At 72.9% G+C, this 23411-nt stretch carries 26 protein-coding genes; 14 read left to right on the top strand and 12 right to left on the bottom strand.

The genetic code is table 11. The features are described 5' to 3' along the window. The 8 genes from ACWEFJ_RS34605 to ACWEFJ_RS34570 all read left to right on the top strand — a co-directional run. Positions 1 to 555, top strand: a 555-nt coding sequence (locus tag ACWEFJ_RS34605; protein WP_449716333.1) for a ricin-type beta-trefoil lectin domain protein, incomplete at its 5' end; no start/stop codon positions are given. After that, a complete protein-coding gene (locus ACWEFJ_RS34600) occupies positions 540 to 2054 on the top strand; it encodes a family 43 glycosylhydrolase (RefSeq protein ID WP_449716332.1) in 1515 nt (504 codons plus the stop codon). The genes ACWEFJ_RS34605 and ACWEFJ_RS34600, both read left to right, overlap by 16 nt. A gap of 470 nt (positions 2055 to 2524) precedes the next feature. Beyond that, positions 2525 to 4324: a glycoside hydrolase family 6 protein gene (locus ACWEFJ_RS34595; protein WP_449716331.1), complete on the top strand. Its 1800-nt coding sequence runs from the start codon at positions 2525 to 2527 to the stop codon at positions 4322 to 4324. A gap of 11 nt (positions 4325 to 4335) precedes the next feature. Further along, positions 4336 to 5682, top strand: a complete 1347-nt coding sequence (locus ACWEFJ_RS34590) for a glycoside hydrolase family 6 protein (protein WP_449716330.1) — start codon at positions 4336 to 4338, stop codon at positions 5680 to 5682. Between the two features lie 353 nt (positions 5683 to 6035). Beyond that, a complete protein-coding gene (locus ACWEFJ_RS34585) occupies positions 6036 to 6434 on the top strand; it encodes a TOBE domain-containing protein (RefSeq protein ID WP_378090304.1) in 399 nt (132 codons plus the stop codon). A 2-nt stretch (positions 6435 to 6436) separates the two neighbouring features. Next, positions 6437 to 7219, top strand: coding sequence for a molybdate ABC transporter substrate-binding protein (modA, locus tag ACWEFJ_RS34580; RefSeq protein WP_449716329.1), 783 nt, complete (start codon positions 6437 to 6439; stop codon positions 7217 to 7219). Next, positions 7216 to 8025, top strand: a complete 810-nt coding sequence (gene modB, locus ACWEFJ_RS34575; protein ID WP_449716328.1) for a molybdate ABC transporter permease subunit — start codon at positions 7216 to 7218, stop codon at positions 8023 to 8025. The genes modA and modB overlap by 4 nt, the downstream gene beginning before the upstream one ends. Continuing rightward, entirely contained in the window at positions 8022 to 9068 is a 1047-nt protein-coding gene (locus ACWEFJ_RS34570; RefSeq protein ID WP_449716327.1) for an ABC transporter ATP-binding protein, read from the top strand. Before modB ends, ACWEFJ_RS34570 begins: the two co-directional genes overlap by 4 nt. 253 nt (positions 9069 to 9321) lie before the next feature. Here ACWEFJ_RS34570 and ACWEFJ_RS34565 read toward each other — a convergent pair whose 3' ends face one another. The 7 genes from ACWEFJ_RS34565 to ACWEFJ_RS34535 all read right to left on the bottom strand — a co-directional run bounded on the left by ACWEFJ_RS34565 (position 9322) and on the right by ACWEFJ_RS34535 (position 14945). Then, on the bottom strand, positions 9322 to 10119 hold the full coding sequence (locus tag ACWEFJ_RS34565; protein WP_378090312.1) for a maleate cis-trans isomerase family protein: 798 nt from the start codon (positions 10117 to 10119) through the stop codon (positions 9322 to 9324). 29 nt (positions 10120 to 10148) lie between these two features. Next, positions 10149 to 10823: a transglutaminase-like domain-containing protein gene (locus tag ACWEFJ_RS34560; protein ID WP_378090314.1), complete on the bottom strand. Its 675-nt coding sequence runs from the start codon at positions 10821 to 10823 to the stop codon at positions 10149 to 10151. Continuing rightward, positions 10816 to 11973 carry an acyl-CoA dehydrogenase family protein gene (locus tag ACWEFJ_RS34555; RefSeq protein ID WP_378090316.1) on the bottom strand — a complete coding sequence of 386 codons (1158 nt, stop codon included), beginning with the start codon at positions 11971 to 11973 and terminating at the stop codon, positions 10816 to 10818. Before ACWEFJ_RS34555 ends, ACWEFJ_RS34560 begins: the two co-directional genes overlap by 8 nt. Before the next feature lie 70 nt (positions 11974 to 12043). Next, complete coding sequence (locus ACWEFJ_RS34550; protein ID WP_378090318.1) at positions 12044 to 12418, bottom strand: ectoine synthase; 375 nt, start codon at positions 12416 to 12418, stop codon at positions 12044 to 12046. Between the two features lie 51 nt (positions 12419 to 12469). Continuing rightward, positions 12470 to 12727, bottom strand: a complete 258-nt coding sequence (locus tag ACWEFJ_RS34545; protein WP_378090320.1) for an acyl carrier protein — start codon at positions 12725 to 12727, stop codon at positions 12470 to 12472. Beyond that, positions 12727 to 14193 (bottom strand): AMP-binding protein, encoded by a 1467-nt coding sequence (locus tag ACWEFJ_RS34540; protein ID WP_449716326.1) that lies wholly within the window; start codon positions 14191 to 14193, stop codon positions 12727 to 12729. The genes ACWEFJ_RS34545 and ACWEFJ_RS34540 overlap by 1 nt, the downstream gene beginning before the upstream one ends. 302 nt (positions 14194 to 14495) lie before the next feature. Then, positions 14496 to 14945 carry a MarR family winged helix-turn-helix transcriptional regulator gene (locus ACWEFJ_RS34535; RefSeq protein WP_378090324.1) on the bottom strand — a complete coding sequence of 150 codons (450 nt, stop codon included), beginning with the start codon at positions 14943 to 14945 and terminating at the stop codon, positions 14496 to 14498. A gap of 481 nt (positions 14946 to 15426) precedes the next feature. On the opposite strand from ACWEFJ_RS34535, the gene ACWEFJ_RS34530 reads away from it, so the two are divergent. From ACWEFJ_RS34530 to ACWEFJ_RS34515, 4 genes are read left to right on the top strand one after another with little or no spacing between them, the layout of a single operon-like run. Continuing rightward, positions 15427 to 16008 (top strand): DsbA family oxidoreductase, encoded by a 582-nt coding sequence (locus ACWEFJ_RS34530; protein ID WP_378090326.1) that lies wholly within the window; start codon positions 15427 to 15429, stop codon positions 16006 to 16008. 18 nt (positions 16009 to 16026) lie between these two features. Next, complete coding sequence (locus tag ACWEFJ_RS34525; protein ID WP_378090328.1) at positions 16027 to 16350, top strand: DMT family transporter; 324 nt, start codon at positions 16027 to 16029, stop codon at positions 16348 to 16350. A 55-nt stretch (positions 16351 to 16405) separates the two neighbouring features. Beyond that, positions 16406 to 16810 (top strand): DMT family transporter, encoded by a 405-nt coding sequence (locus ACWEFJ_RS34520; RefSeq protein WP_378090330.1) that lies wholly within the window; start codon positions 16406 to 16408, stop codon positions 16808 to 16810. Next, positions 16762 to 17271: a nucleoside deaminase gene (locus ACWEFJ_RS34515; protein ID WP_449716325.1), complete on the top strand. Its 510-nt coding sequence runs from the start codon at positions 16762 to 16764 to the stop codon at positions 17269 to 17271. The genes ACWEFJ_RS34520 and ACWEFJ_RS34515 overlap by 49 nt, the downstream gene beginning before the upstream one ends. Before the next feature lie 102 nt (positions 17272 to 17373). Here the strand turns inward: ACWEFJ_RS34515 and ACWEFJ_RS34510 are convergent, their stop codons facing one another. From ACWEFJ_RS34510 to ACWEFJ_RS34490, 5 genes are all read right to left on the bottom strand, one after another. Next, positions 17374 to 17931 (bottom strand): hypothetical protein, encoded by a 558-nt coding sequence (locus ACWEFJ_RS34510; RefSeq protein WP_378090333.1) that lies wholly within the window; start codon positions 17929 to 17931, stop codon positions 17374 to 17376. A gap of 34 nt (positions 17932 to 17965) precedes the next feature. Beyond that, the gene (locus ACWEFJ_RS34505; protein WP_449716324.1) at positions 17966 to 18769 is read right to left on the bottom strand and encodes a hypothetical protein; all 804 of its coding nucleotides are present in this window, start codon (positions 18767 to 18769) and stop codon (positions 17966 to 17968) included. A gap of 108 nt (positions 18770 to 18877) precedes the next feature. Continuing rightward, positions 18878 to 19579 (bottom strand): DJ-1/PfpI family protein, encoded by a 702-nt coding sequence (locus ACWEFJ_RS34500; protein ID WP_449716323.1) that lies wholly within the window; start codon positions 19577 to 19579, stop codon positions 18878 to 18880. 68 nt (positions 19580 to 19647) lie between these two features. Further along, positions 19648 to 19956: a DUF3140 domain-containing protein gene (locus ACWEFJ_RS34495; protein ID WP_378090339.1), complete on the bottom strand. Its 309-nt coding sequence runs from the start codon at positions 19954 to 19956 to the stop codon at positions 19648 to 19650. After that, complete coding sequence (locus ACWEFJ_RS34490; protein ID WP_378090341.1) at positions 19953 to 20168, bottom strand: hypervirulence associated TUDOR domain-containing protein; 216 nt, start codon at positions 20166 to 20168, stop codon at positions 19953 to 19955. Before ACWEFJ_RS34490 ends, ACWEFJ_RS34495 begins: the two co-directional genes overlap by 4 nt. A 118-nt stretch (positions 20169 to 20286) precedes the next feature. Between ACWEFJ_RS34490 and ACWEFJ_RS34485 the strand changes: the two genes are divergently transcribed. Both ACWEFJ_RS34485 and ACWEFJ_RS34480 read left to right on the top strand, forming a co-directional pair. Then, positions 20287 to 21504, top strand: a complete 1218-nt coding sequence (locus tag ACWEFJ_RS34485) for an amidohydrolase (RefSeq protein WP_449716322.1) — start codon at positions 20287 to 20289, stop codon at positions 21502 to 21504. A 340-nt stretch (positions 21505 to 21844) separates the two neighbouring features. After that, positions 21845 to 23374 (top strand): acyl-CoA synthetase, encoded by a 1530-nt coding sequence (locus tag ACWEFJ_RS34480; protein WP_449716321.1) that lies wholly within the window; start codon positions 21845 to 21847, stop codon positions 23372 to 23374. The last annotated feature ends 37 nt before the right edge of the window (positions 23375 to 23411 follow it).

Genomic DNA, 23411 nt, shown 5'->3' with positions numbered 1-23411 from the left:
GCGACGGTGTCGACGACGGCGGCGCAGGTGGGGTTGTCGGGCGGGTCGTTCACCCTGACCGACCTGTGGACCGGCGCGACCGCCACGTCGGGCGGGACGATCTCGGCCACGGTGCCGGCGCACGGCGTGGCGGTGTTCCGGGTGTCGGGCGGCAGCCCGATCGCCGCCACCACCTCACGCCTGCGCGGCACCGGCTCGAACCGGTGCGTCGACGTCCAGAACTCCTCCACCGCGGCCGGCGCGGCGACCGTGCTGTGGGACTGCCACACGGCCGCGAGCCAGGCGTGGACCAGCTGGGCGGGCGGTGAGATCCGGGTCTTCGGCGACAAGTGCCTGGACGCCGAGAACCAGGGGGCCGCCAACGGCACCCGCGTCATCACGTGGAGCTGCAACGGGCAGAACAACCAGAAGTGGACGTTCGGCTCCGACGGCACCATCCGCAACGTCCACGCGGGCCTGTGCCTGGACGCCAACCAGGCGGGCACCGCCAACGGCACCACGTTGATCCTGTGGACCTGCAACGGCCAGAACAACCAGAAGTGGAGCCGGGTCTGAGCGCCACCCGCGCGTCCACCCGGCCCGTGCACCCGCACTTCGACGCGGCGAGGAGCACCGTGCCCGCCTGGCGCACCCCCGTGATCGGCGGATCGCACCCGGACCCGAGCGTGTGCCGGGTCGGGGAGGACTACTACCTGGTCTGCTCCAGCTTCGAGTACTTCCCCGGCGTGCCGGTCCTCCACAGCCGCGACCTCGTGCGCTGGCGGCAGATCGGCAACGTGCTCGACCGGCCGGGCCAGGTGCGGCTGCCCCCGGACGCGCCGGCGTCCCGGGGGGTGCACGGGCCCACCCTCCGCCACGACGGCGCGCGGTTCCGGCTGATCGCGACCAACCCGTCCGCGGGCGGCAACTTCCTCGTCACCGCCGACCGGGTCGACGGGCGCTGGTCTGACCCGGTGCCGGTGGACCTGCCCGGCGTCGCGCCCGACCTGGCGTGGGACGAGCGCGGCGACTGCTGGTGCACCACGTCGGAGGGCCACGTCGCGCGCATCGACCCGGACACCGGCGCCGTGCTGGAAGGGCCGTGGCGGTTGTGGGACGCCCGGTACCCCCGCGCGCCGCGCCTGCACCGCATGGGCGAGTGGTGGTACCTGTTCGAGCACGGCACCGCGCGCGTCCTGGCCCGGTCGCGGACGCCCCGCGGCCCGTTCGAACCCGCGCCGGACGACCTCGGCCCCGCGTGCGGTGTCGGGGGAGCGGGCCGCGCCGACGTCGTGGCGACGCCGGACGGCGCCTGGTGGCTGGTGCTGCCGGGCACGCGCGCCCACCCGTCGGGGTTCCACGCGTTCGGCCAGGAGGTCTTCCTGGCCCCCGTGCGCCTGGAGGACGGGTGGCCCGTCGTGGGCGAGGCGCCCGCGCCGGTGGAGGACCAGCCGTGGCAGGTGCGGGACGACTTCGACGAGTTCGTGCTCGCCCCGTGGTGGATCTCGCCGCGCGAACGCCGAACCGGGTCGTGGTCGTTGACCGAACGCCCCGGCTGGCTGACCCTGCGCGCCACCGGCGACACCCTCGACCGGCCCGGCGGCACGTTCGTCGGCCGCCGGCTGCGACACCCCGACTCCCGCGTCTCGGTCCGGGTGGACGCCGGCGCGCCGGTCCGGGCGGGCCTGAGCATCCGGCGCGACGAGGCGCACCACTACGACTTCGAGGTCGTGCCCGGCCGGGTGGACGTGGTCGCCCGGATCGGCCCGGTGCGCCAGGTCGTGGCGAGCCGGACCACCCGGCCCGGACCGCTCACGCTCACCGTGGTCACCCGCACCACCGACCTGGTGCCGCCCTCGTTCGTGCGGCCGACCGACGGGCCGGCCGGTGTCGAGCCGGCCGGCCCGGACACCCTCGCGTTCTACGTGGACGACGATCCCGGCCCGCTCGCGGAGCTGGACGGCCGGTACCTGTCCGACGAGGTGGCCACCGGACCCTCCGGGCGGGTGGCCGGCATGTACGTCACGCGCGGAGTGGCGGCCTTCGACTGGTTCGACTACCGGGGCTCGGGCTGACGCACCGCCGTTGTGAGCGCACACAACCGGACACAAAGTTTGGCCACTGCATGAAGTTCCGAGTGGGTCGAGTGAAGCGCTTCGCGTGATTGTTCCGCTGCTAGAGCCTCCTGCCGGAGTCGGCGCACCGGGGTACGCGCTATTCGTTGATGGCTAACGTTAGCGCTCACAATTTTAGCATTCCGGTAATTGACGACATTGCGGCGCGCGACTAGATTGACTCGACGACCGAATCCGTCGCCACGCGAACCGCGTTCCGCCACGCGGCTCCGCCGCGACCGCCCGTCGACGACACCGCGCCCTCCGTCGAGGAGGAGTGTGGCGGCGGGAGGTCCGCGGCCTGATCAGGCACTCCACCGAAAGGCGAGACCACCGGCGTGAGCCGGCGCGTCGAGCAACCGCAAGTCTGGGAGCGCTCCCACAGCTAGACCCCCCCGAATCCGCACAGCACCGACGCTGCGAGGACCTGAATGAGTACAACGAAACTGGCACGCGGCGGCGCCGCTGCCGCCGCCCTGGCCCTGTGTTCGGGGCTGCTGGTGCTGGCGACCACGTCAGCCAGCGCCGCCCCCGGCTGCTCGGTCGACTACCGGGTCAACCAGTGGGACACCGGCTTCACGGCGAACGTCACGGTCAAGAACCTCGGCGACGCGATCTCCGGTGGTTGGACCCTGGAGTGGGACTTCCCCAACAACCAGCGGATCACCAACGGCTGGAGCGCCACCTACGCCCAGTCCGGCCAGCACGTGAGCGCGAGGAACCCGGAGTGGGCGGCGTCGCTGCCCACCGGCGGCAGCGCGAGCTTCGGCTTCAACGCCTCGTACTCCGGCACGAACGCGATCCCCGCGTCGTTCAAGCTCAACGGCACCACGTGCGGCGGCACCGGCCCCACCACGACGACGTCGACGTCCACCTCGACGTCCACGTCGACGACGACCACCACGACCACGACCACCACCACGACGACCACGACCACCACCACGCCCCGGCCCGGTGAGCACGTGGCCAACCCGTACGTGGGCGCCAAGGGCTACCTGAACCCGGACTACGTCGCGAACGTCACCAGCCTGGCCGACGCCACCGGCGGGGCGCTGGGCACCGCCATGCGCAAGGTCGCCCAGAACTCCACCGCCGTGTGGATGGACCGCATCGGGGCCATCACCGCCGGGCGGGGCCTGCGGGGCCACCTGGACGAGGCGTTGCGGCAGGCGGCCGGCGGCAGCACGCCGGTGGTGATCCAGGTCGTGGTCTACGACCTGCCCAACCGCGACTGCGCCGCGCTGGCGTCCAACGGCGAGCTGAAGGTCAGCGAGAACGGCCTGGCCCGGTACAAGGCCGAGTACATCGACCCCATCGCGGCGATCCTGGCCGACCCGAAGTACAGCAGCCTGCGGATCGTCGGCATCATCGAGCCCGACTCGCTGCCCAACCTCGTGACGAACCTGAGCAAGCCCAAGTGCGCCGAGGCCAACTCGAGCGGCGCCTACGTGCAGGGCATCCAGTACGCCCTGAACAAGCTCAGCGCGATCCCGAACGTCTACAACTACGTGGACATCGCGCACTCGGGCTGGCTGGGCTGGGACTCGAACATGGGCCCGGCGGTGCAGCTGATCGCCAACACCATCAAGGGCACCACGAAGGGCGTCAACAGCGTTGACGGGTTCGTGTCCAACATGGCCAACACCTCGCCGACCGACGAGCCCAACCTGCCGGACCCGAACCTCACCGTCGGCAGCCAGCAGCTGCGGTCCGCGACGTTCTACCAGTGGAACCCGTACTTCGACGAGGCCGACTTCGGCACCGAGATGCGCAACCGGTTCATCGCGGCCGGCTTCCCGAGCGGCATCGGCATGCTGATCGACACCTCCCGCAACGGCTGGGGCGGACCGAACCGGCCCAGCGGCGCGAGCGGCTCCACCGTGGACGCCTACGTCAACTCCGGCCGCATCGACCGCAAGCTCCACCGGGGCAACTGGTGCAACCAGGCCGGTGCCGGCATCGGCGAGCGGCCGACCGCCGCGCCGCGGGCGGGCTTCGACGCCTACGTGTGGATCAAGCCGCCGGGCGAGTCGGACGGCATCGCCACCAAGACCGACGGCCCGAACGAGGAGGGCAAGCAGCACGACCCGATGTGCGACCCGAACTACCGGGGCGACGACCAGGCCAACGGCGGCAACCTGACCGGCGCCATGGCCGGGGCCCCGCACGCGGGCGCGTGGTTCCCCGCCGGGTTCACCTCCCTCGTCCAGAACGCCTACCCGGCCCTCTGAGGGGAGGCGCGATGACGCGGAGGAAGCAGGCCACGGCCGGGGCGCTGCTGTCGGGCGCGCTCGTGGCCGCGGCCACGGCCCTGGCGGTGAGCGGCGGCGTGCCGGCGCAGGCGGCCGAGTCGGCGTTCTACGTCGACCCGTCGAGTTCCAGCGCGAAGTGGGTGGCGGCCAACCCCGGCGACTGGCGGGCCCCGGTGATCCGGGACCGGATCGCGTCGGTGCCGCAGGCCCGGTGGTACACCACCACCAACACCTCGACGGTGCGCTCGGAGGTCAGCTCGTTCGTCGGCGCGGCGGCGTCGGCGGGCAAGATCCCGATCCTGGTGGTCTACAACATCCCCAACCGCGACTGCGGTGGCGCGAGCGGTGGCGGCGCGCCGTCGCACTCGGCCTACCGGGCGTGGGTGGACGAGGTGGCGGCGGGCCTGGCCGGTCGCCCGGCGTCGATCATCCTGGAACCGGACGTGCTGCCGATCATGAGCAACTGCCAGAGCGCGAGCCAGCAGGCCGAGACCAGGGCGTCGATGGCCTACGCGGGCAAGCGGCTCAAGGCGGGCTCGGGGCAGGCGAAGGTGTACTTCGACATCGGCAACTCGGCCTGGCTGAGCCCGTCGGAGGCGGCCAACCGGCTGCGTGCCGCCGACGTCTCGAACAGCGCCGACGGCATCGCGTCGAACGTGTCGAACTACCGCAGCACGCCCGACGAGGTGGCCTACACGAAGAACATCCTCAACGCCCTGGGTGACAGCAGGCTGAAGGCCGTGATCGACACCAGTCGCAACGGCAACGGCCCGCTGGGCACCGAGTGGTGCGACCCGGCGGGGCGGGCGATAGGCACGCCCAGCACGACGAACACGGGCGACTCCAGGATCGACGCGTTCCTGTGGGTCAAGCTGCCGGGCGAGGCGGACGGCTGCATCGCGCCCGCGGGTCAGTTCGTGCCCCAGCGCGCGTACGACCTGGCGATCGCGGCCGGCCCGACGTCGACCACGACCAGCACCACCACCAGGACCACCACCAGGACCACCACGACCGGCAACAACCCGGGCGGCGGCTGCACGGTGACCCACCGCGTGGTCAGCCAGTGGTCGGGCGGCTACACCGGCGAGATCGTCATCGGGAACCGGGGCGCGGCCATCAACGGCTGGACCCTCTCCTTCTCCGCGCCGGGTGTGACCGTCCAGCAGGGCTGGAACGGGACGTGGACCGACACGGGAGACGCGGTCCGTGTCGTCAACGCGTCCTGGAACGGCAGCCTCGCGACCGGCGGTCAGACGACCGTCGGGTACAACGCGAGTTACAACGGCGCCACACCGCCGTTCTCGTCACCGACGCTGAACGGCACGCCGTGCTCTTGATGCCGTAGGCCCTGAAGCGGTTCCCCGCCCGGTCGTTCGCCTCCTCCGGGCGGGGAACCGTCGCTACGGACGCCACCGGCGTCCGCGGTCGCCAACCGCCGGGTTCGTGTCTCCGCCACCGGCGTCCGCACTCGCCGAGGCCCGTGTCATCGGCTTCCGCGCTCGCCGAGCGGCCCGTGTCGCCGATGTGGGCATCCGCTGCCGCACCTCCGCGGCGTCCGGCAGTGCGGTCACAATCCGCGAACGCGTGTGGTGGGCAGCCCGGTACCCGCACGCGCGGAATCGAGCAGCGATCCGTGCCGCGAATCCGAGTTCCTGGGCGAACGCGCGTCTGCGGGGATAAGCTGCCCTTCGTGCCGAATCTGCGGATCAGCGAAGCCGCCGCGCTGCTGGGGGTCAGCGACGACACCGTGCGCCGGTGGATCGATCAAGGACGCCTGGCCGCGGTCCAGTTGGACAACGGGCGCAAGGGTGTCGAGGGCGCGGAGCTGGCGGCGTTCGCCCAGCGCGCCGCCGAGGCCGCCGAGCCGGGCGTCACGGTGGCCGCGTCGGCGCGCAACCGGATGCGCGGCATCGTCACCCGGGTGCTCAAGGACGGCGTGATGGCGCAGGTCGAGATGCAGGCCGGGCCGTTCCGGGTCGTGTCGCTGATGAGCCGCGAGTCGGCCGAGGAGCTGGGCCTGGAGGTCGGCAGCGTCGCGGTCGCCTCCATCAAGTCGACCCACGTCGTCGTCGAGATCCCGGAGGCGTGAGCATGCCCCGCACGGCACGCGTGGTCGCGGTGGCCGTGGCCGCCGCCCTGTCCCTGGCCGGCTGCGGCGCGAGCGGGAGCGGGTCGCCCGCCACCGGGTCGTCCGGCGTGACGGGCGCGATCACCGTGTTCGCCGCCGCGTCGCTGACGGAGACCTTCACCGAGCTGGGCAGGGACTTCGAGGCCGCCCACCCCGGCACGGCGGTGAAGTTCAACTTCGCGGGCAGTTCCGCGCTCGCCCGGCAGATCAACCAGGGCGCGCCGGCCGACGTGTTCGCCTCCGCGTCCCCGGCGAACATGCGGCAGGTGACCGACACCGGCGCGGTCACCGCCACCCCCACCACTTTCGTGCGCAACGAGCTCCGGATCGTCGTGCCCCGGGGCAACCCCGCCGGGATCACCGGGCTGGCCGACTTCGGCGAGGCCGAGACGAAGATCGCGCTGTGCGCCGAGCAGGTGCCCTGCGGGGCGGCGGCGAAGAAGGCGTTCGAGGCCGCCGGCGTGACCCCGCGGCCGGACACGCTGGAGCAGGACGTGAAGGCGGTGCTGACCAAGGTCCGGCTCGGCGAGGTCGACGCCGCCCTGGTCTACGCGACCGACGTCGAGGCCGCGGGTGACGAGGTCGAGGGGATCGGGTTCCCGGAGGCCGATAAGGCGGTCAACGACTACCCGATCGCGCCGCTGGCCAAGGCCCCGAACGCGGCCGGGGCCCGGGCGTTCGTCGACCACGTGCTGTCCGACCGGGGCCGGGCGGTGCTCACCGAAGCCGGGTTCCTCGCACCGTGACCCGCGTCCGCAGGCGGGCGGTGCGCGGCCGGACGCCGCTGGTCCTCGTGCTGCCCGCGCTGGTGGGCCTGGCGTTCCTGCTGGTCCCGTTCGTGGGGTTGCTGCTGCGCGCCCCGTGGGGGACGCTGCCCGCCCAGCTGTTCAGCCCCGCGGTCGGCCAGGCGCTGCGGCTGTCGCTGGTGTGCGCGACGCTGGCCACGGTGGTGTGCGTGGTGCTGGGCGTGCCGCTGGCCTGGGTGCTGGCCCGCGCCGACGTGCCCGGTCGCGGTGTCCTGCGCGCCCTGGTGACCGTGCCGCTGGTGCTGCCGCCGGTGGTGGGCGGGGTGGCGCTGCTGTTCGTGCTCGGCCGGCGCGGCGTGGTCGGGCAGCACCTCGACGCCTGGTTCGGGGTCTCGCTGCCCTTCACCACGGCCGGCGTGGTCGTGGCCGAGGCGTTCGTCGCCATGCCGTTCCTGGTCATCTCCGTCGAGGGCGCGCTGCGCGCCGCCGACCCCCGCTACGAGGAAGCCGCCGCCACCCTCGGCGCGTCGCGCTGGCACGCCTTCCGCCGCGTCACCCTGCCCTCGATCCTGCCCGGGCTGGTCGCCGGCACCGTCCTGTGCTGGGCCCGGGCGCTGGGCGAGTTCGGGGCCACCATCACGTTCGCCGGCAACTTCCCCGGCGAGACCACCACCATGCCGCTGGCCGTGTACCTCGCCCTGGAAACGGACCCCGACGCCGCGATCGTGCTCAGCGTCGTGCTCCTGCTGGTCTCCGTCGCGGTGCTCGCCGGTCTGCGCGACCGCTGGATCAGGACGGCCACGTGACCCTCGACGCCCACCTGTGCGCCACCCGCGGCGGCTTCACCCTCGACCTGGCCCTGACCGTCGCACCGGGCGAGGTCGTCGCCCTGCTCGGCCCGAACGGGGCCGGCAAGACCACCGCCCTGCGCGCCCTGGCCGGCCTGCTCCCGCTGACCGACGGCCACCTGCGCCTGGACGGCCGCGCGTGGGACGAGCCGCCGCGCGCGTTCGTGCCGCCCGAGCACCGCCCGACCGGCGTCGTGTTCCAGGACTACCTGCTGTTCCACCACCTCACCGCCCTGGACAACGTCGCGTTCGGCCCCCGCGCCCGCGGCGCCCGCAAGGCCGACGCCCGTGCCACCGCCCGCACCTGGCTCGACCGCGTCGGCCTCGCCGGGCACGCGGGCCGCAAACCCCGTGCCCTGTCCGGCGGCCAGGCCCAACGCGTCGCCCTCGCCCGCGCCCTGGCCACCGACCCGCGGCTGCTCCTGCTGGACGAACCCCTGGCCGCCCTGGACGCCGCCACCCGCCTCCAGGTCCGCGCCGACCTGGGCAGCCACCTCGACGCGTTCGCCGGCCACACGGTCCTGGTCACCCACGACCCGGTCGACGCCATGGTGCTGGCCGACCGCCTGGTCGTGCTGGAAGGGGGGCGCGTCGTGCAGGAGGGCCCGCCCGTCGAGGTGGCCCGCCACCCCCGCACGCCGTACGTTGCCGACCTGGTGGGCCTCAACCTCTACTGCGGCACCGCCGCCGGCACCACCGTCGACCTGGCCGAAGGTGGTCGCCTCACCCTGGCCCGCCCCGCCCGCGGCCCGGTGCTGGTCACCTTCGCCCCGAACGCGGTCACCCTGCACGCCACCCGCCCCGGTGCCGCTGCCAACACCTGGCCGGTCACCGCCGCCGGCATGGAGCAGCACGCCCACACCACGAGGGTCCGGCTGGCCGGCGCGCCGCCCGCGCTGGCCGACATCACCACCGCGACCCTCGCCGAACTCCGCCCGCGCCCCGGTGACCGGCTGTGGGCCGCCGTGGAACCGGCCGAGATCCGCGCCTATCCCGCCTGACCGGCTCGTGGGCGTGGCGGGGGCGGCGGGTACCGGCGACCGACCCCGGACGGGCCGGGGAGCCCGCGCCTGTTCCGGCTGACCGGCGCGACGCCCCACGTCGGGGTGTCGCGCCGGGTCGGCTGTCGCGTCGGCACGGGGTTGCCCTGCGTCCTGCGGGTCGCGTCGGCACGGGGTTGCCCTGCGTCCTGCGCGTCGCGTCGGGTGGGAGGTTGCTGCGCGTCGGGGTGGCGGTCGCCCGGTCGGGGCGGGCTCAGCCCGGCGAGACGGTGAACAGGCGGCCGTAGGCGGTGATCTCCGACGCCAGGTGCCCCGCCCCCGCGAGGTGCAGCGCGTGCCACAGCAGGACTTGGTTGGCGGTCAGCACCGCGAAGCCGCAGTCCCGCTCCAGCGCGTCCACCACGCCGACCGCCCGGATGCCGTTGCCCGCGACCAGCACCGCGTCCGGCTCGGCCCGCGCCACCGCGGTCCGGATCCAGTCCGAGAGCGCTCCCGGCGTGATCAGCTTCTGGTCGCTGGGCAACCCGCACGGCCCGTGCTGGACGACCTCCAGCCCGTGCTCCGCGAAGTACTGCGCGCCCAGGCCGGACAGCTCGTCGTCGAACCACGGCGGGTTGACGACGGCCACCCGGCGTGCGCCGAGCGCGGCGAAACCCGCCACCGCGGCCCTGGTGGTGCCGGTGATCGGCAAACCGCGGGTGTGGCCGGCGAGCCGGTCGAACAGGTCCTTCTCCCCGGCCGCGCCGAGGACGTACGCGGAGCTGGTGAAGCCGAGCGCGATCACGTCGAGCGGCGCGGCGGCGAGCAGTTCGACCGCGGTGTCGACGTGCGGCGGCTCGACGAACGCCCGGACCGGCGCGTGCGGGATCTTCGGGTCCATCTCGCCGCCGGCGCGCATCGCGCCGAAGTGCACGCGCGAGCCGTGGACGACGACGTCGCGCGGGGCGAGGGCCTGCAGCTCGGACTCCGGCCCGACGTCGGCGTGGGGCACGACCACGCCGATCCGGGCGCGCGCACCCCAGCCGTCCGGGACGGTGGCGGGTTCGGTCATCGTGCGGTCCTCCTTCCGAACGGGGGCGGTCACCCGGCCGCCTCGGCGACCAGGGAGCCGCCGCGAACGGTCCCCGTGCCCTCCGCGTCGAGGAAGGCCGGGTGGTTCGTCCTCATCTGCTCCATCACGAACTCGTACGGCAGGTCGTCGAACCCGCCGTGGTCGACCAGGAACTCCATGCTCCGGCGGCCGTCCTCGTCGAACGGGTGGTACAGGCTGTCGGCGGTGCCGTCGAACTCCAGCGGCTTGAGCCCGTACAGCCGGCACAGCAGCCGGTTGAAGACGGGCGTCGCCTTGACCCACTTCCCGTCCAGGTGGACGGAGGTCAGGCCGTGGAAGAACACGTCGCCGCCGATGTGCGCGCGCAACCGGTCGGACGCGAGGTGGTTGCGGACCTTCCCGTAGTGCAGCCGCGCCGGGATGCCCACCGCGCGGCAGCACGCCGCGTAGAGCACCGACTTGTGCAGGCAGAAGCCCTGCTTGCGGCGCGCGACGTGACTGGCCTTGAGCCCGTCGCGGGACAGGTCCGCGCCGTAGACCTCGTAGAACACGTCGTCGCGGACCGCGTAGTACAGCGCGGTCGCCAGTTCCCCCTTGCCGATGCCGCGGTCGGGCACCGCGGCGTCGATGAACTCCTGGACGGGTTCGGACTCGAAGTCGAGGAACTCCGTCGGCGCGGTCAGCCGCGCGAGGTCGTCAGTCACGGGGCGCTCCCTGGGCAGCCGTGGCACGCAGGCCCAGCAGCGACGCGATCCGGTTGCGCTGCACCTCGTTCGTGCCGGAGTAGATGGTCCCGCCGACCGCGTTGCGCACGTCGGCTTCGACACCGGTGCCGGTGAGGTACCCGGCCCCGCCGAAGATCTGCACGGCGTCCAGCGCGGTGCGCAGGTTCGCCTCGCTCACCACCGTCTTGGTGGCGGCGACGTCGATCGCGGCGTCCTCGCCCGCCTCGACCTTGGCCCCGGTGTCGTACAGCCACTTGCGGGCCGTCTCCACCGCGATCTTCATGTCGGCGACCTTGTGGCCGACGGCCTGGAACCCGCCGATCGGTTGGCCGAACTGCGTGCGCTCCCGGGCCCGCCGGACGCACCGCTCCAGCCGGTGCTCCATCTCGCCGAGCGTGATCGAGAACGAGAGCAGGACCTCCCGCTTCATGATGTGGTCGAGGATCAGGAAGCCCGCGCCTTCCCGGCCGACCCGCCGCGACGCCGGCACGCGCACGCCGTCGAGGGTCACCGCGCCGAGCGGCGAGGTCCGCAGGCCCATCTTGTCGAGCGGTTCGCCGATGCGCAGGCCGGGCGTGTCGCGCTCCACCAGGAAGCAGCTCAACCCGAACGGACCGGGCGCGCCGGTGCGGACGTAGAGCAGCAGCAGGTCCGCGATCGGCGCGTTGGTGATGAACATCTTCTCGCCGTCGAGGACGTAGTCGTCGCCGTCCCGGCGGGCGGTCGTGGTGATGCCGGTGGCGTCCGAGCCGTTCGTCGGCTCGGTGATCGCGTGCGCGGTGACCAGCTCGCCGGAGACGATCCCCGGCAGGTAGGTCTCCCGCAGCTCCTCGCTCCCGAACGCCTGCAGGACCAGCCCCACGCTGACGATCTGCGTCGACGTGGAGAAGTTCAGGCCCGCGTCCCGGGACGTGTGGCCGAGCCCTTCCAGCGCCCGCATGGTCTCGGTGAGGGAGTGGCCCCGGCCGCCGTACCGCGGGTCGAACGGGACGGCGAGGATGCCGCTGCGCCGGATCGCCTTCCACTTCTCCCACGGGAACTCGCCGCGGGCGTCCCACGCCGCGGTGTCGAGGTTCAGCTCCTCGGCCCAGGGGGCGGCGGTGGCGAAGGTGTCGGAGGTTGCGGTCATGGTGATTCAGCCCCTCGCTGGTGCCGTGGGCGGGGCCACCCGACCGGCGGGCGGCCCCACCGGGAACGGATCAGTACTGGGAGAACCCGTCGTCGGATAAGGCGTGCTTCTCGTCGCCGCGCAGCGGCGGGTTGAACACCGAGATGAGCCGCAGGTCCTCGTCGTCGGAGGCGACGAGGTAGTGCGCGTCGTGCTTGTCCAGCGCGTACAAGGTGCCCTCGACGATCTTGTGACGCTCCCCGTCGGCGGTGACGACCTCGCCGGAGCCACCGATGCAGTAGCACGCCTCCAGGTGGCGGCGGTACTGCAGCGCGCTGGTCGTGCCCTGCCGCACCAAGGTTTCGCAGACGGTGAAGCCCATGCCGTCGGACTCGGTGAGCAGGCGGTGGCTCGTGCCGTTGCCCCACTCGACCGGGGCGATCTCGTCGTAGCTGCGGACGATCACGTGGTCTCTCCTAGTTGAATGGGATTCGGGGAATCACGCGTGCTGTTCCGGTCAGGCCGACACCGCGGTGGCCGTGCGCCGGATGAAGGAGCAGATGTGCCCGATGTCGCGGAAGTTCGACGGCTCCAGCGGGATGTCGTCCACCGGGATGCCGTAGGTCTTGCTGATGTGCGAGATCAACCGCACGAGGCCCAGGCTGTCGACCACGCCGTTCCCGATGAGGTCGAAGTCGTCGGTCAGGTCGGGAACGTCCTCGCCGGACAGGAACTCGGTGACGACGTAGTCGCGGACCTGCGTTGCCAAATCCATCAGTCAGCGCCCTCCATGACGGTGTGCTTGATCAGCTTCCGATCCGGCTTGCCGGTGGGCGTGCGCGGCAGCGGCACGTCGCCGACCCGGATCGTGGACGGGATGGCGTGGCGCGGGAGCGTTCTCGCGCCGTGGCTGCGGAGCGTGAGGGAGGTCAGCCCCGATCCCGGCTTCCGCTCGACCTCGGCGTGCAGGCGGTGCCCCGCCGCGACGTCCGGCACGGCGACGACCGCGACCGCCCCCACGTCCGGGTGGGCGGCCAGCACGGCCTCCACCTCCAGCACGTTCGTGCGGATGCCGCGCACCTTGACCTGGAAGTCGCGGCGTCCCTCCAGGACGAACGAGCCGTCGGCGTCCCGGGTGGCCACGTCGCCGGTCCGGTAGAACGGGCCGCCCCCGTCGGGAGCCGGGACGAACGCCTTGTCGTTGAGCGAGGTCTGGAGGTAGCCGGTGGTCTGGAACGGGGTCCGGACGAGCAGTTCGCCGGTGCCCGGACCCTCCACGGTCGTGCCGTCGTCGTGGACGAGCACCGCGTCCACGCCGTCGATCGGCCTGCCGATGGGGATGCGCGGACCGGCGGTCGCGGGGTCGACCTCGTGGATGAAGCTGTCGTTGGTCTCCGTGCAGCCGAAGACGTTGTAGAACCGGGCGCGCGGGAACGCGCGGGCGATCCGCGGCAGGAGCCGGTGGGGGAGCGCCTCGCCGGTGAACACGACCGCCCTGGCCGGGAAGGTCGCGTCCGCGTCCTCGGTGAGCAGTTGGTAGAGCAGCGGCACACCCTGGACGAACGTGACGCCGTGGTCGTGCGCCAGGCGGCGCAGCCGGTTGCCGTCCGCGCCCGCGGCCGGGTCGACCAGCACGACGCGGGCGCCCGCGCGCAGGAAGACCCACACGTCCAACAGGGACAGGTCGAAGTTGAACGGCGCGTAGGCGAGCGACACGTCGTCGGCCGTCAGCCCGAACCGCTTCGTCGCCCACTCCGCGAAACGGTCGAAAGCGGACTCGGGCACGGGGACGATCTTCGGCGTCCCGGTGGAACCGGACGTGGTGAACAGGATCCTGGTCCGGCTCGGGTCGACGGGCTCGAAGCCCGCCGGCTCGGCGGCCGCCACCGGGGTCGCCGCGGGTGGCCCGTCGGGACCCGCGGTGAGCACGTGCGAGCACCGGGCCTGCTCGCAGGCGGTCCGGAGGGCGTCCGGGCCGAGTTCGGCCGACGGCACGAGGACGCCGGCGCCCACCGTGAAGCAGGCGATCAGCAACGCGACGGTCTCGACCGACTTGTGCGCCGGGACGCACACCGGCCGGTCGGGGGTCACGCCGAGCGCGACCAGGTCGGCCGCGTACCGCTCGACGAGCCCGGACAACTCGCCGTAGGTCACTTCCCGGTCCGCGTGGACCAGCGCGACCGACCCGGAACGGCGCACCGCGTGTTCGGCGAGGTGACCGAGCAAACGCGACGAAGGCACGATTCCTCCTCGGGAGCAAGCTGTGCCGTGGGAAGCAGGACTGCCTGAGCGACGGACCGGCGCGTGGCGCCCAAGGTCGACGTGCCCGCTGAAGCGGCAAGGGTTCGCCCCGGCTGATCTCTCAGCGGTTTCGACCGTCCTGTCGCTGTGACGTGTAAATTAACCGCGAACAGATGCACGGTCAAGCAACTAACTTCGGTCCCGATGCGGATCACACATCACGACCGCCCGTTGCGTCGAACGGTGGAATGGATTCCTGCTCCGGTTTTTCGACGGCACTGCTGCGGGAGGCGGAATTCCGATCAGCCGGCGCTGCGGATCGCCTGCACGAGGCGGGCCAGCTCCTGGTCGGCGCCGGCGGTGTTCAACGCGGAGCTGAGCACCTCGGCGTAGGTGGCCCGGGCCGCGACGTGCAGCTGCCTGCCCTCGTCGGTGATCACGGCGTAGACGCCGCGCTTGTCGTCGGGGCAGAGATCCCGCCGGGCGAAACCGAGCGCGTCCAGGCGCGCGACCAGCCGCGTCACCGAGCTCTGACCGAGGCCGATCCGGTCGGCCAGCTCCTGCATCCGCCACTCGCCGGCGGGCGAGTTCGACAGCTCGGCCAGGGCCCGGTACTCCGACAGCCCGACGCCGTGGCGTCGCTGCATGGCCTGGGCGAGCTGGCGTTCGACGTGCACGTGCAGGGTCAGCACCCGGCCCCAGGCGGCCTGGTCGGAGGCGGCTTCGGTGGTCTGGCGGTGGGTTGCGCTCATCTCGTCACCTGCGCTTCCGATCGGCAGCCAAGTCCATGAGTGAGCAACATTCTAGAACGTGGCCGGCTTGTCCGGGCTTGACTGTGCTGGTACATACAACGGGCGTGAGGCCGACTCTACCGGTTGCCGGCGGGGTTCCGGGGGCCTCGCCTCCCTCGCGGAACGCCGGCCCACCCGTCTGATCGCCCGCGGGCATGCCGCGATTCGCCCGTTCGGCCTGCCGGCGGCCTCCGCCCCTTCCGCCCGTGCCTGCTCTCCGACGTGAGCCTTGGTGCGAAGATCCATGCACGTGCAAGTTTCCGGATCGGGTCGACACGCGTGTCAGGTTGCCTCAGCAGACGCGGTGACGTGGTAATCGTCGCAGGTCAGGGCCGGTGTTGTACGACGGCACGGTGACGGTGCCCGCGAAGGACTTGACGAGAGCATGCACATGCATGCAAATATTGAGCCGGTATCCCTCGTGTGGATGTGGAGAGGAGTCATGAACCCACCCGAGGTCGTCGTCTACTTCGACTACGTGTGCCCGTACTGCCTGCTCGCCGAGGACGTCATCGAGACGGTCGCCGCCGAGGCGGGCGCCGCGGTCACGTGGCGGCCGCACGAGCTGCGGCCCTACCCGAACCCCACCCTGCGCCCGGAGGACGACTACCTGCCGCGGGTCTGGCGGAGTTCGGTCTACCCGATGGCGGAGCGGCTCGGGGTGCCGATCAAGCTGCCGACCGTGTCGCCCCAGCCCTACACGCACCTGCCGTTCGAGGGCTCGCTGTTCGCCGAGGAGCACGGCCGGGCCAAGGAGTACCACCTGGCCGTGCTGAAGGCGTTCTTCCAGCACGACCTCGACATCGGCCGGCCGGACGTGCTGGCGGAGATCGCCGCCGAGGTCGGGCTGGACGCCGGGGAGTTCGCCGCCGCGCTCGCCGAGCGCCGGTACGCCGACCGGCACCGCGACCGGCTCGCCGAGGCCAGGGCGGCGGGCGTGCGGGCCGTCCCGACCATCGACATCGGCTCGCACCGCATCGAGGGCGTGCCGAGCCCCGATGAACTGCGCAAAGCGCTGAGCTAGCAAGGAAAGGAAAGCGACATGCACTGGGTCTACCTGGCGATCGCCACCGTCTTCGAGATCGCCTTCGCGCTGTGCGCCAACGCCGCCAAGGGTTTCACCCGGCTGTGGCCGTCCATCCTCACGCTCGTCATCGGCGCGCTCGGCACGTTCTTCCTGAGCCTGGCGCTCATCACCCTGGACGTCGGCGTGGGTTACGCGATCTGGACCGGCCTCGGCTCCGTCGGCATCGTGCTGCTCGGCGCGTTGCTGTTCAAGGAGCGCCTCGACTGGCGCAAGGTCCTCGGCATCGCCGTCGTCATCGTCGGCGTGGTGGGCCTGGAACTGTCCGGTGCGGCCGTCTGACCCGACGCGCCCGTCCGGACCCGGCACGCAGACCATCGCAAAGGGAGCACACGAGATGACCACCACCTCGACCCGACCCGGCACGACCCGGCACGACGACACCGCCACCGCGAGCCGCCGCGCCTGGATCATCCTGCTGATCGCGGGCCTCGTGGAGATCGGCTACGCGGTCAGCGTCGGCGGCAGCAAGGGGTTCAGCGACCTCGGCTGGTCGATCGCCGCGGGCGTGTTCTTCTTCCTCACCGTCTTCACGCTCAGCCTGGCGCTGAAGAACATCGACGTCGGCATCGGCTACGCGGTCTGGACCGGCATCGGCTCGTCCGGCGCGGCCGTCGTGAGCGCGTTCCTGCTGGACCAGGCCCTCACCCCGGTGCGGGTGTTCTGGCTGGCGGTGATCATCGGCGGGGTCGTGTGGCTGAAGCTCGCCTCCAGCCCGAAGCACGCCTCGGGCCGGTCGTGATGACGGCGCTCGACGTCGACCGGATCGCCGGCCACATGCGGGAGGCGGTGGACCTCGCGCTGGCCGAGGTGGAGCGCGGCGGCATCCCGTTCGCGGGGGTCGTGCTCCACCCCACCGCCGGCGTCCTCGGCACCGGGGTGAACCGCGTCCTGGTCGAGCGCGACCCCACCGCGCACGCCGAGGTCGTGGCGTTGCGCGCCGCGGCGAAGACCGACCCGGCGCTGGTCGCCGAGTCCGTGCTGCTGGCCTCGGGCGAGCCGTGCGGCATGTGCTACCGCGCCGCGTTCGACCACGGCGTCACCACCGTCTACTACGCGGTGAGCGCCGACGAGGCCGCCCGGTACGGCTTCGACTACCGCGCCTCCTACCGGGACCTCGACCGCCGCGGCCGGACCGTCGAGCCGTGCCCCGTCGACGGATCGCTCGACCCGTTCACGGCCTGGGCGCGCCGCGCCGGCTGACCACCACCGCGAGGGGCACGGCCACCCGGCCGTGCCCCGTCGTCGTCCGGGAGCCCGCTCGGTGCCGCCGAACGCCGCCGACGGAGCCCCGCCGTGCGTGCCTCACGAGAAGATCAGGGCGAGCCCGACGAACAGCTCGCGGACCTGCCACAGCCCTGGTGAGCGCGTCCACACCTGCGCCGACGCACGGTCCCACAGCGGTGCGAGCCCCGCCGGGGCGACCGTGTCGATGCCGAGACGGCCCGCGGTCACGTCGACCCGCGGCAGGTGGTAGGGGTGCGCCACGATCGCCGCGGTGGACCACCCGCGCTCCGCCATGATCCCCCGACACTGACGGAGCACCCGGGACGTCGAGACGTACCTGTCCGCGTCGTCCGGGACCTGACCCACCGGGATGCACCGCTCGGGACCCCCGGGCAGCCGGTTGATGCACTCCGCCACCTCGACTTGCGCGAGCACCGGCTTGCCGGGGAACAAGCCGATCGCGGAGCGGGCGAGGTAGTCGTTGACGACACCGGGTTCGGTCCCGACCGGCGATCTGCGGTAGCCGAAGCTGCACGCGATCACGCACGAGACCTCCCGAGGGTCGCCGTGTGCCCGGTAGCGACCGGTGAGCCCGGCGACCAGCTCACCCGGCACCCTCTTCCTGGGAAGGCCCACGACCCGCTCTCCTCACCGGTCCTCGCGCACGACCTCAGCCCGGAAGCCGTTCCGGTGCTGCCCGTCGTGCGCCCGGGACGACCGCCGACAGGTCGGCCGCCTGCCGCCCCGCGCGTTGCAGGGCCGCGGTGATGATCACGAGCGTCACTGTGAACCCGCTGAGGACGAGCGTTGCGTACGCTGTGAACGCCGTTCGGATCCCCGTGCCCATCCACGGCAGCGGGTCACGCCAGACGCGGATCAACGCGACGGTCAGCGGCACGGCCACGACACCCGCGTAGAGCCCGAGGCACCCCAGGTAGCCGACGCGTTGTTTGGACACGGCCACCCCTCTCCGCTCGCCGGAGATGTGGTTCTCCCACCGGAGGGGCGAGGTGGGGAAGGCCGGGTCGCCCGAGGGCCGGTGGCGGGACATGATCTCGCCCAGGGCCACCTCGAAGCCCCGCAGGTACCGGCCGACCCGTTCCATGCGTATCAGCTCGCCGAACCAGGCGAGCGTGGCGCACCACGAGGACAGGGGCAGCACCACCCCGAACACGAGCAGGAACACCAGGTGGAGGAAGCCCTGGGCGGAAGGACTGGTGTTCGCGTTCATGGACTGGTTCGCCACGAGGATGCCGGCGCTGAAGACGACGCCCAGGATCGCCATGCTCCACTGCAGTATCGACTGCTGGGCTTGTCGCGCCTGCGCACCCTCGCCGCGTAACGAGTCGTATTCGGCTTTCATGAAGTCCAAGGCGATCTGGTCGGCCTGGCTGAACGTCGTGCCGACGTTCCGGTTCGCCGCGAGCGCCGAAACCCCGGTCGGGCATTTGCACGAACAACGCGAAATCCACATGGGGCCGATGGTAAGACCGTTTTCCCTGCTCAGCCTGGCCTCGGGACCGGCTCGACGCGCGCCCGGCCGCCACCCGGCGCACCTCGGACCAGGGCGCGTGCCGTCGGGTCAGGCGCGCCACACCGTGCCGCGGCGCTCGTACTCCAGGATGGTCTCCACCTGCTGGGCCGACCGCGCGCCCAGGAAGCGCTCGACCAGCCACAGGGCCACGTCCAGCCCGGACGTGACGCCGCCGCCCGTGACCAGGTCGCCGTCGTCGACCACGCGGGCGTCCACGACGGTCGCGCCGGCCGCGGCCAGGTCGGCCTTCGCGCGGTGGTGGGTGGTGGCGTTGCGGCCCCTGGTGAGGCCGGCGGCCGACAGCGCCATGACACCGGTGCAGATGCCGACGTGCAGCACGTCGGCGTCGGCCAGTCGGCGCAGGAAACCGCGATCGGCCATCAGCCGCCGCACACCGACGCTGCCCGGGTCGCTGTAGCGGCCCCCGCCCGGCACCACCAGCACGTCGGCCGCGTGCGGCGACCAGCCCTGGCCCACCTCGACCCGGGCGCCGAAGTTGCAGGTCACGGTGCCGGGGCGGCCGGTGGTGACGAGCGTGGCGGTGAGCGCGCCACCGCTCAACCCGGCGGCCATGCCGAACACCTCCGCGGGCGCGGCCCAGTCCTGCTCCTCCACCCCGTCGAACATCAGCACCTGCACCCGCACCGGGTTCGCGGCCGACGCCACCGGCGCCGCCGCGGCGAGCGCGCCCAGACCGCCGGCCATGCCGGCCGACAGCGCCGACGCGCGCAGGAAACCACGACGCTCCACCACGAACCTCCCGACTCCCGGATCCCTTGCCCCAGGAGTCGGACCCGCCCCGTCCCCGGTTCCCGGCGTCAGTCCTTCAGCGGGTCGTGGCCCCAGTTCATGAGGGAGTAGCGCCACCTCGTGTGCTCCACGTCCCCGCCCGGCCGCTGGGCGAGGTGCCGGTGGACGTACCCGACCACCTTGCGCATGTGCGCCCGGTCGTCGTCGGTCAGGTCCGCCTCCTTCGTGCGCAGCAGCTCGACTATCCGCCGGCCGGACTCGTGCCCGACCGACTCCCCGCCGTCGGACTGCCCGACGGACCGGGACTCGTCGGTCTCCAGCCACCGCGCCAGTTCCGCGGCCGTCATGTTCACGGCCTCGTCGAACCCGCCGCTCACGAGTCGTCGCCCAGGGCGCTCGGCTTGTGCACCGCGTCCTTGCCGCTCTTGTCGCTGCGCACGCGGTACTGCGGGTCCTCTTCGGACGCGCGCACCGTCCTGCCCGCCGCCTCGGTGTCCTCGGTGATCTCCTCGACCACCTCCCCGTGCACGGTCCGGCCGTGACTGGACCAGGTGACCTCGTCGCCTTCGTGGAACTTCTCCTCACCCATGGGCGAAGTCTGTGGCGTCCCGCCCGACCGCGCACGACGATCACCGCCCGACCGGGCGTGCGGCGCGGTCCGGGCAGCCCGGTTGCCGCCCCGTGCCGCGCCGCCGATAGTGGGCGTCGTGGACCTCGCCGACCTGTACCGCGACCTGCACCGGCACCCGGAGTTGGCGTTCGGGGAGACCCGCACGGCGTCGGTCGCCGCCCGCGAGCTGCGTGCCGCGGGTTTCGAGACGACCGAGGGCGTGGGCGGGACGGGCGTGGTCGGCGTGCTGCGCAACGGCGACGGCCCCACCGCGCTGCTGCGCGCGGACATGGACGCGCTGCCGGTCCGGGAGGAGACCGGCCTGCCCTACGCCGCCACCGCCGTGGTCGACCGGGACGGCGACCGGGTGCCGGTGGCGCACGCGTGCGGGCACGACGTGCACGTCACGTGCCTGGTCGGGGCCGCCCTGCAGCTCGCCGCCCGGCGCGACGGGTGGCGCGGCACGCTGCTCGCGGTGTGCCAGCCGGCGGAGGAGGTCGGCGGGGGAGCGGAGGCGATGGTCGCCGACGGCCTGTTCGACCGGTTCGGCAGGCCGGACGTCGTGCTCGGGCAGCACGTCGCGCCGATCCCGGCGGGGTTCCTCGGCCTGCGGCCGGGGCCGGCCTTCGCCGCGTCGGACACCGTGCGCGTCGTCCTGCACGGCCGCGGGGGGCACGGGTCCCGCCCCGAGGCGGCGGTGGACCCGGTGGTCATGGCGGCGGCGACCGTGCTGCGGTTGCAGGCGGTGGTGTCGCGCGAGATCGCGGCCGGTGACACGTGCGTGGTGACCGTGGGCGCGGTGCGGGCGGGCACGGTCGCGAACATCATCCCCGACCACGCCGAGCTGCTGCTGAGCGTCCGGAGCTACGACCCGGTGGTGCGCGACCGGGCGTTGCGCGCGATCGAGCGGGTCGTGCGGGCGGAGGCGGCGGCGTCCGGCGCGCCACGCGACCCGGAGGTAGGCGTGCTGGGCAGCTACCCGGCCGCGGTGAACGACCCGGACGCGGCGGCCCGGACCCGCGCGGCGCTGTCGGCGGTGGTCGGCGCGGACCGCGTGGTGGACCCCGGGCCGGTGACCGGGAGCGAGGACGTGGGCGTGTTCGCGACGGCGGCCGGCGTGCCGCTGGTGTACTGGCTGCTGGGCGGGGCGGACCCGGCGGCGTTCGCGGGCGCGACGACGTTCGACGAGCTGCGGCACGTGGTCGCGGACCTGCCCGCCAACCACTCGCCGCACTACGCGCCGGTGATCAGCCCGACGCTGGAGGTGGGCGTGGCGGCCCTGGCAGCCGCGGCCCGCGCCTGGCTCCCCGCCTGACCCCTGGCCCGACCGCCCGGAGCCGACCGCCCGGAGCCGACTGCCGGGACTGACCGCCCGGGGCCGACTGCCAGGGCCGGCCGGAGCCGTCCGTCGGAGCCGACCGCCGGAGCCGACCGCCGGACCCGGCCGCCCGGAGCCGACTGCCGGAGCCGGCCGCCCGGAGCCGACTGCCGGAGCCGGCCGCCCCGAGCTGACCGGATGGAGCCGTCCGCCGTAGCCGATCGGACGGGCCGCGGCACGAAGCGACGTTGGGCATAATCTTGACGACCGACACCAACGAGCCTAACTTCGGGGAGCGTCGGCGGAGCGCGGAAGCTCGCACAGCGAAGGGGTCGCCATGCGCAACCAGGGCATCGGCTCGTGGACCGCGCGGCGCGTCCGCAAGACGCCGGACAAGGTGGCGGTGATCCACGAGGGCCGGGGGACGACCTACCGCCAACTGCACGAGCGGGTGCTCCGGCTCGCGCACGGCCTGCGGCGGGTCGGCGTGGGCCGGGGCGACCGGGTCGCCTACCTGGGGCCGAACCACCCCGCGTTCCTGGAGGTGCTGTTCGCCGCCGGCGTGCTCGGCGCGGTGTTCGTGCCGCTGAACATGCGGTGGGCGCCGGCGGAGGTGGCGCACGCGCTGGCCGACTCCGGCAGCGCGGTGCTGGTGTACGCCCCGGAGCAGGCGGCCGTCGTCCAGGCGGTCCGCGAGAACGGCGCGGGCCCGCTGCGGGCCGTCGCGCTCGACCGGCCCGCCGCGGGCGAGGACTCCTACGAGGAGCTGATCGCGTCGGCCGCGGCCGACCCGATCGACGAACCGGTCACGCTCGACGACCTCTGCCTGATCATGTACACCTCGGGCACGACCGGGCGGCCCAAGGGCGCGATGCTGACGCACGGCAACCTCACCTGGAACACCGTCAACGTGCTGGTCGACGTCGACCTGGCCAGTGACGAGGTGACCCTGGTCGTCGCGCCCCTGTTCCACACCGCCGGGCTGAACATGACCTGCCTGCCCACCCTCGTCAAGGGCGGCACGGTCGTGCTCCTGCCCGCGTTCGACGCCGCCGACGTGCTGCGCCAGATCGAGGCGCACCGCGTCACGTACATGTTCGGCGTGCCCACCATGTACAACGCGATCGCCGCCTGCCCGCGCTGGGCGGACGCGGACCTCTCCAGCCTGCGCCAGGTCAACTGCGGCGGTGCGCCCGTGCCGGAGGCGACCATCCGCACCTACCAGCGCCGCGGCCTGGCGTTCAGCCAGGGCTACGGCATGACCGAGACCTCCCCGGGAGCGCTGTACCTGACCAGGGAGATGAGCGAGGCCAAGGCGGGCACCGCCGGCGTGCCGCACTTCTTCACCGACGTGCGCGTGGTCGGGCCCGACCTGACCGACGTCGCCCCCGGAGAGAAGGGCGAGATCGTGGTCAGCGGGCCCAACGTCATGCGCGGCTACTGGCGACGCCCGGCGGACACGGCGCGGGCCATCGACCGCGACGGGTGGTTCCACTCCGGCGACGTCGCCACGGCCGACGAGGACGGCTACGTCGCCGTGGTCGACCGGCTCAAGGACGTGATCATCTCGGGCGGGGAGAACGTCTACCCCGCGGAGGTCGAGAGCGTCCTGCACGAGCACCCCGCGATCGCCGAGTGCACCGTGATCGGCGTGCCCGACGACCGGTGGGGCGAGGTGGGCCGGGCGGTCGTCACCGTCAAGCCCGCCGCCGGGACGACCAGCGAGCAGGACGTCCTGGCGTTCCTGCGCGGCCGGCTGGCCGGCTACAAGATCCCGAAATCCGTGGTGTTCGTGGACGAGCTGCCGCAGAGCGCCACCGGAAAGCTGCTGAAGGAACTCGTGCGCGCCCGTTACGGCGCGAGCTGACCGGTCACCCGGTCGGCGAACCACGTCACCGCAGGAG

It is taken from the genome of Actinosynnema sp. NPDC004786, assembly GCF_053601135.1.
This window is presented reverse-complemented; position numbering and strand designations above follow the sequence as displayed.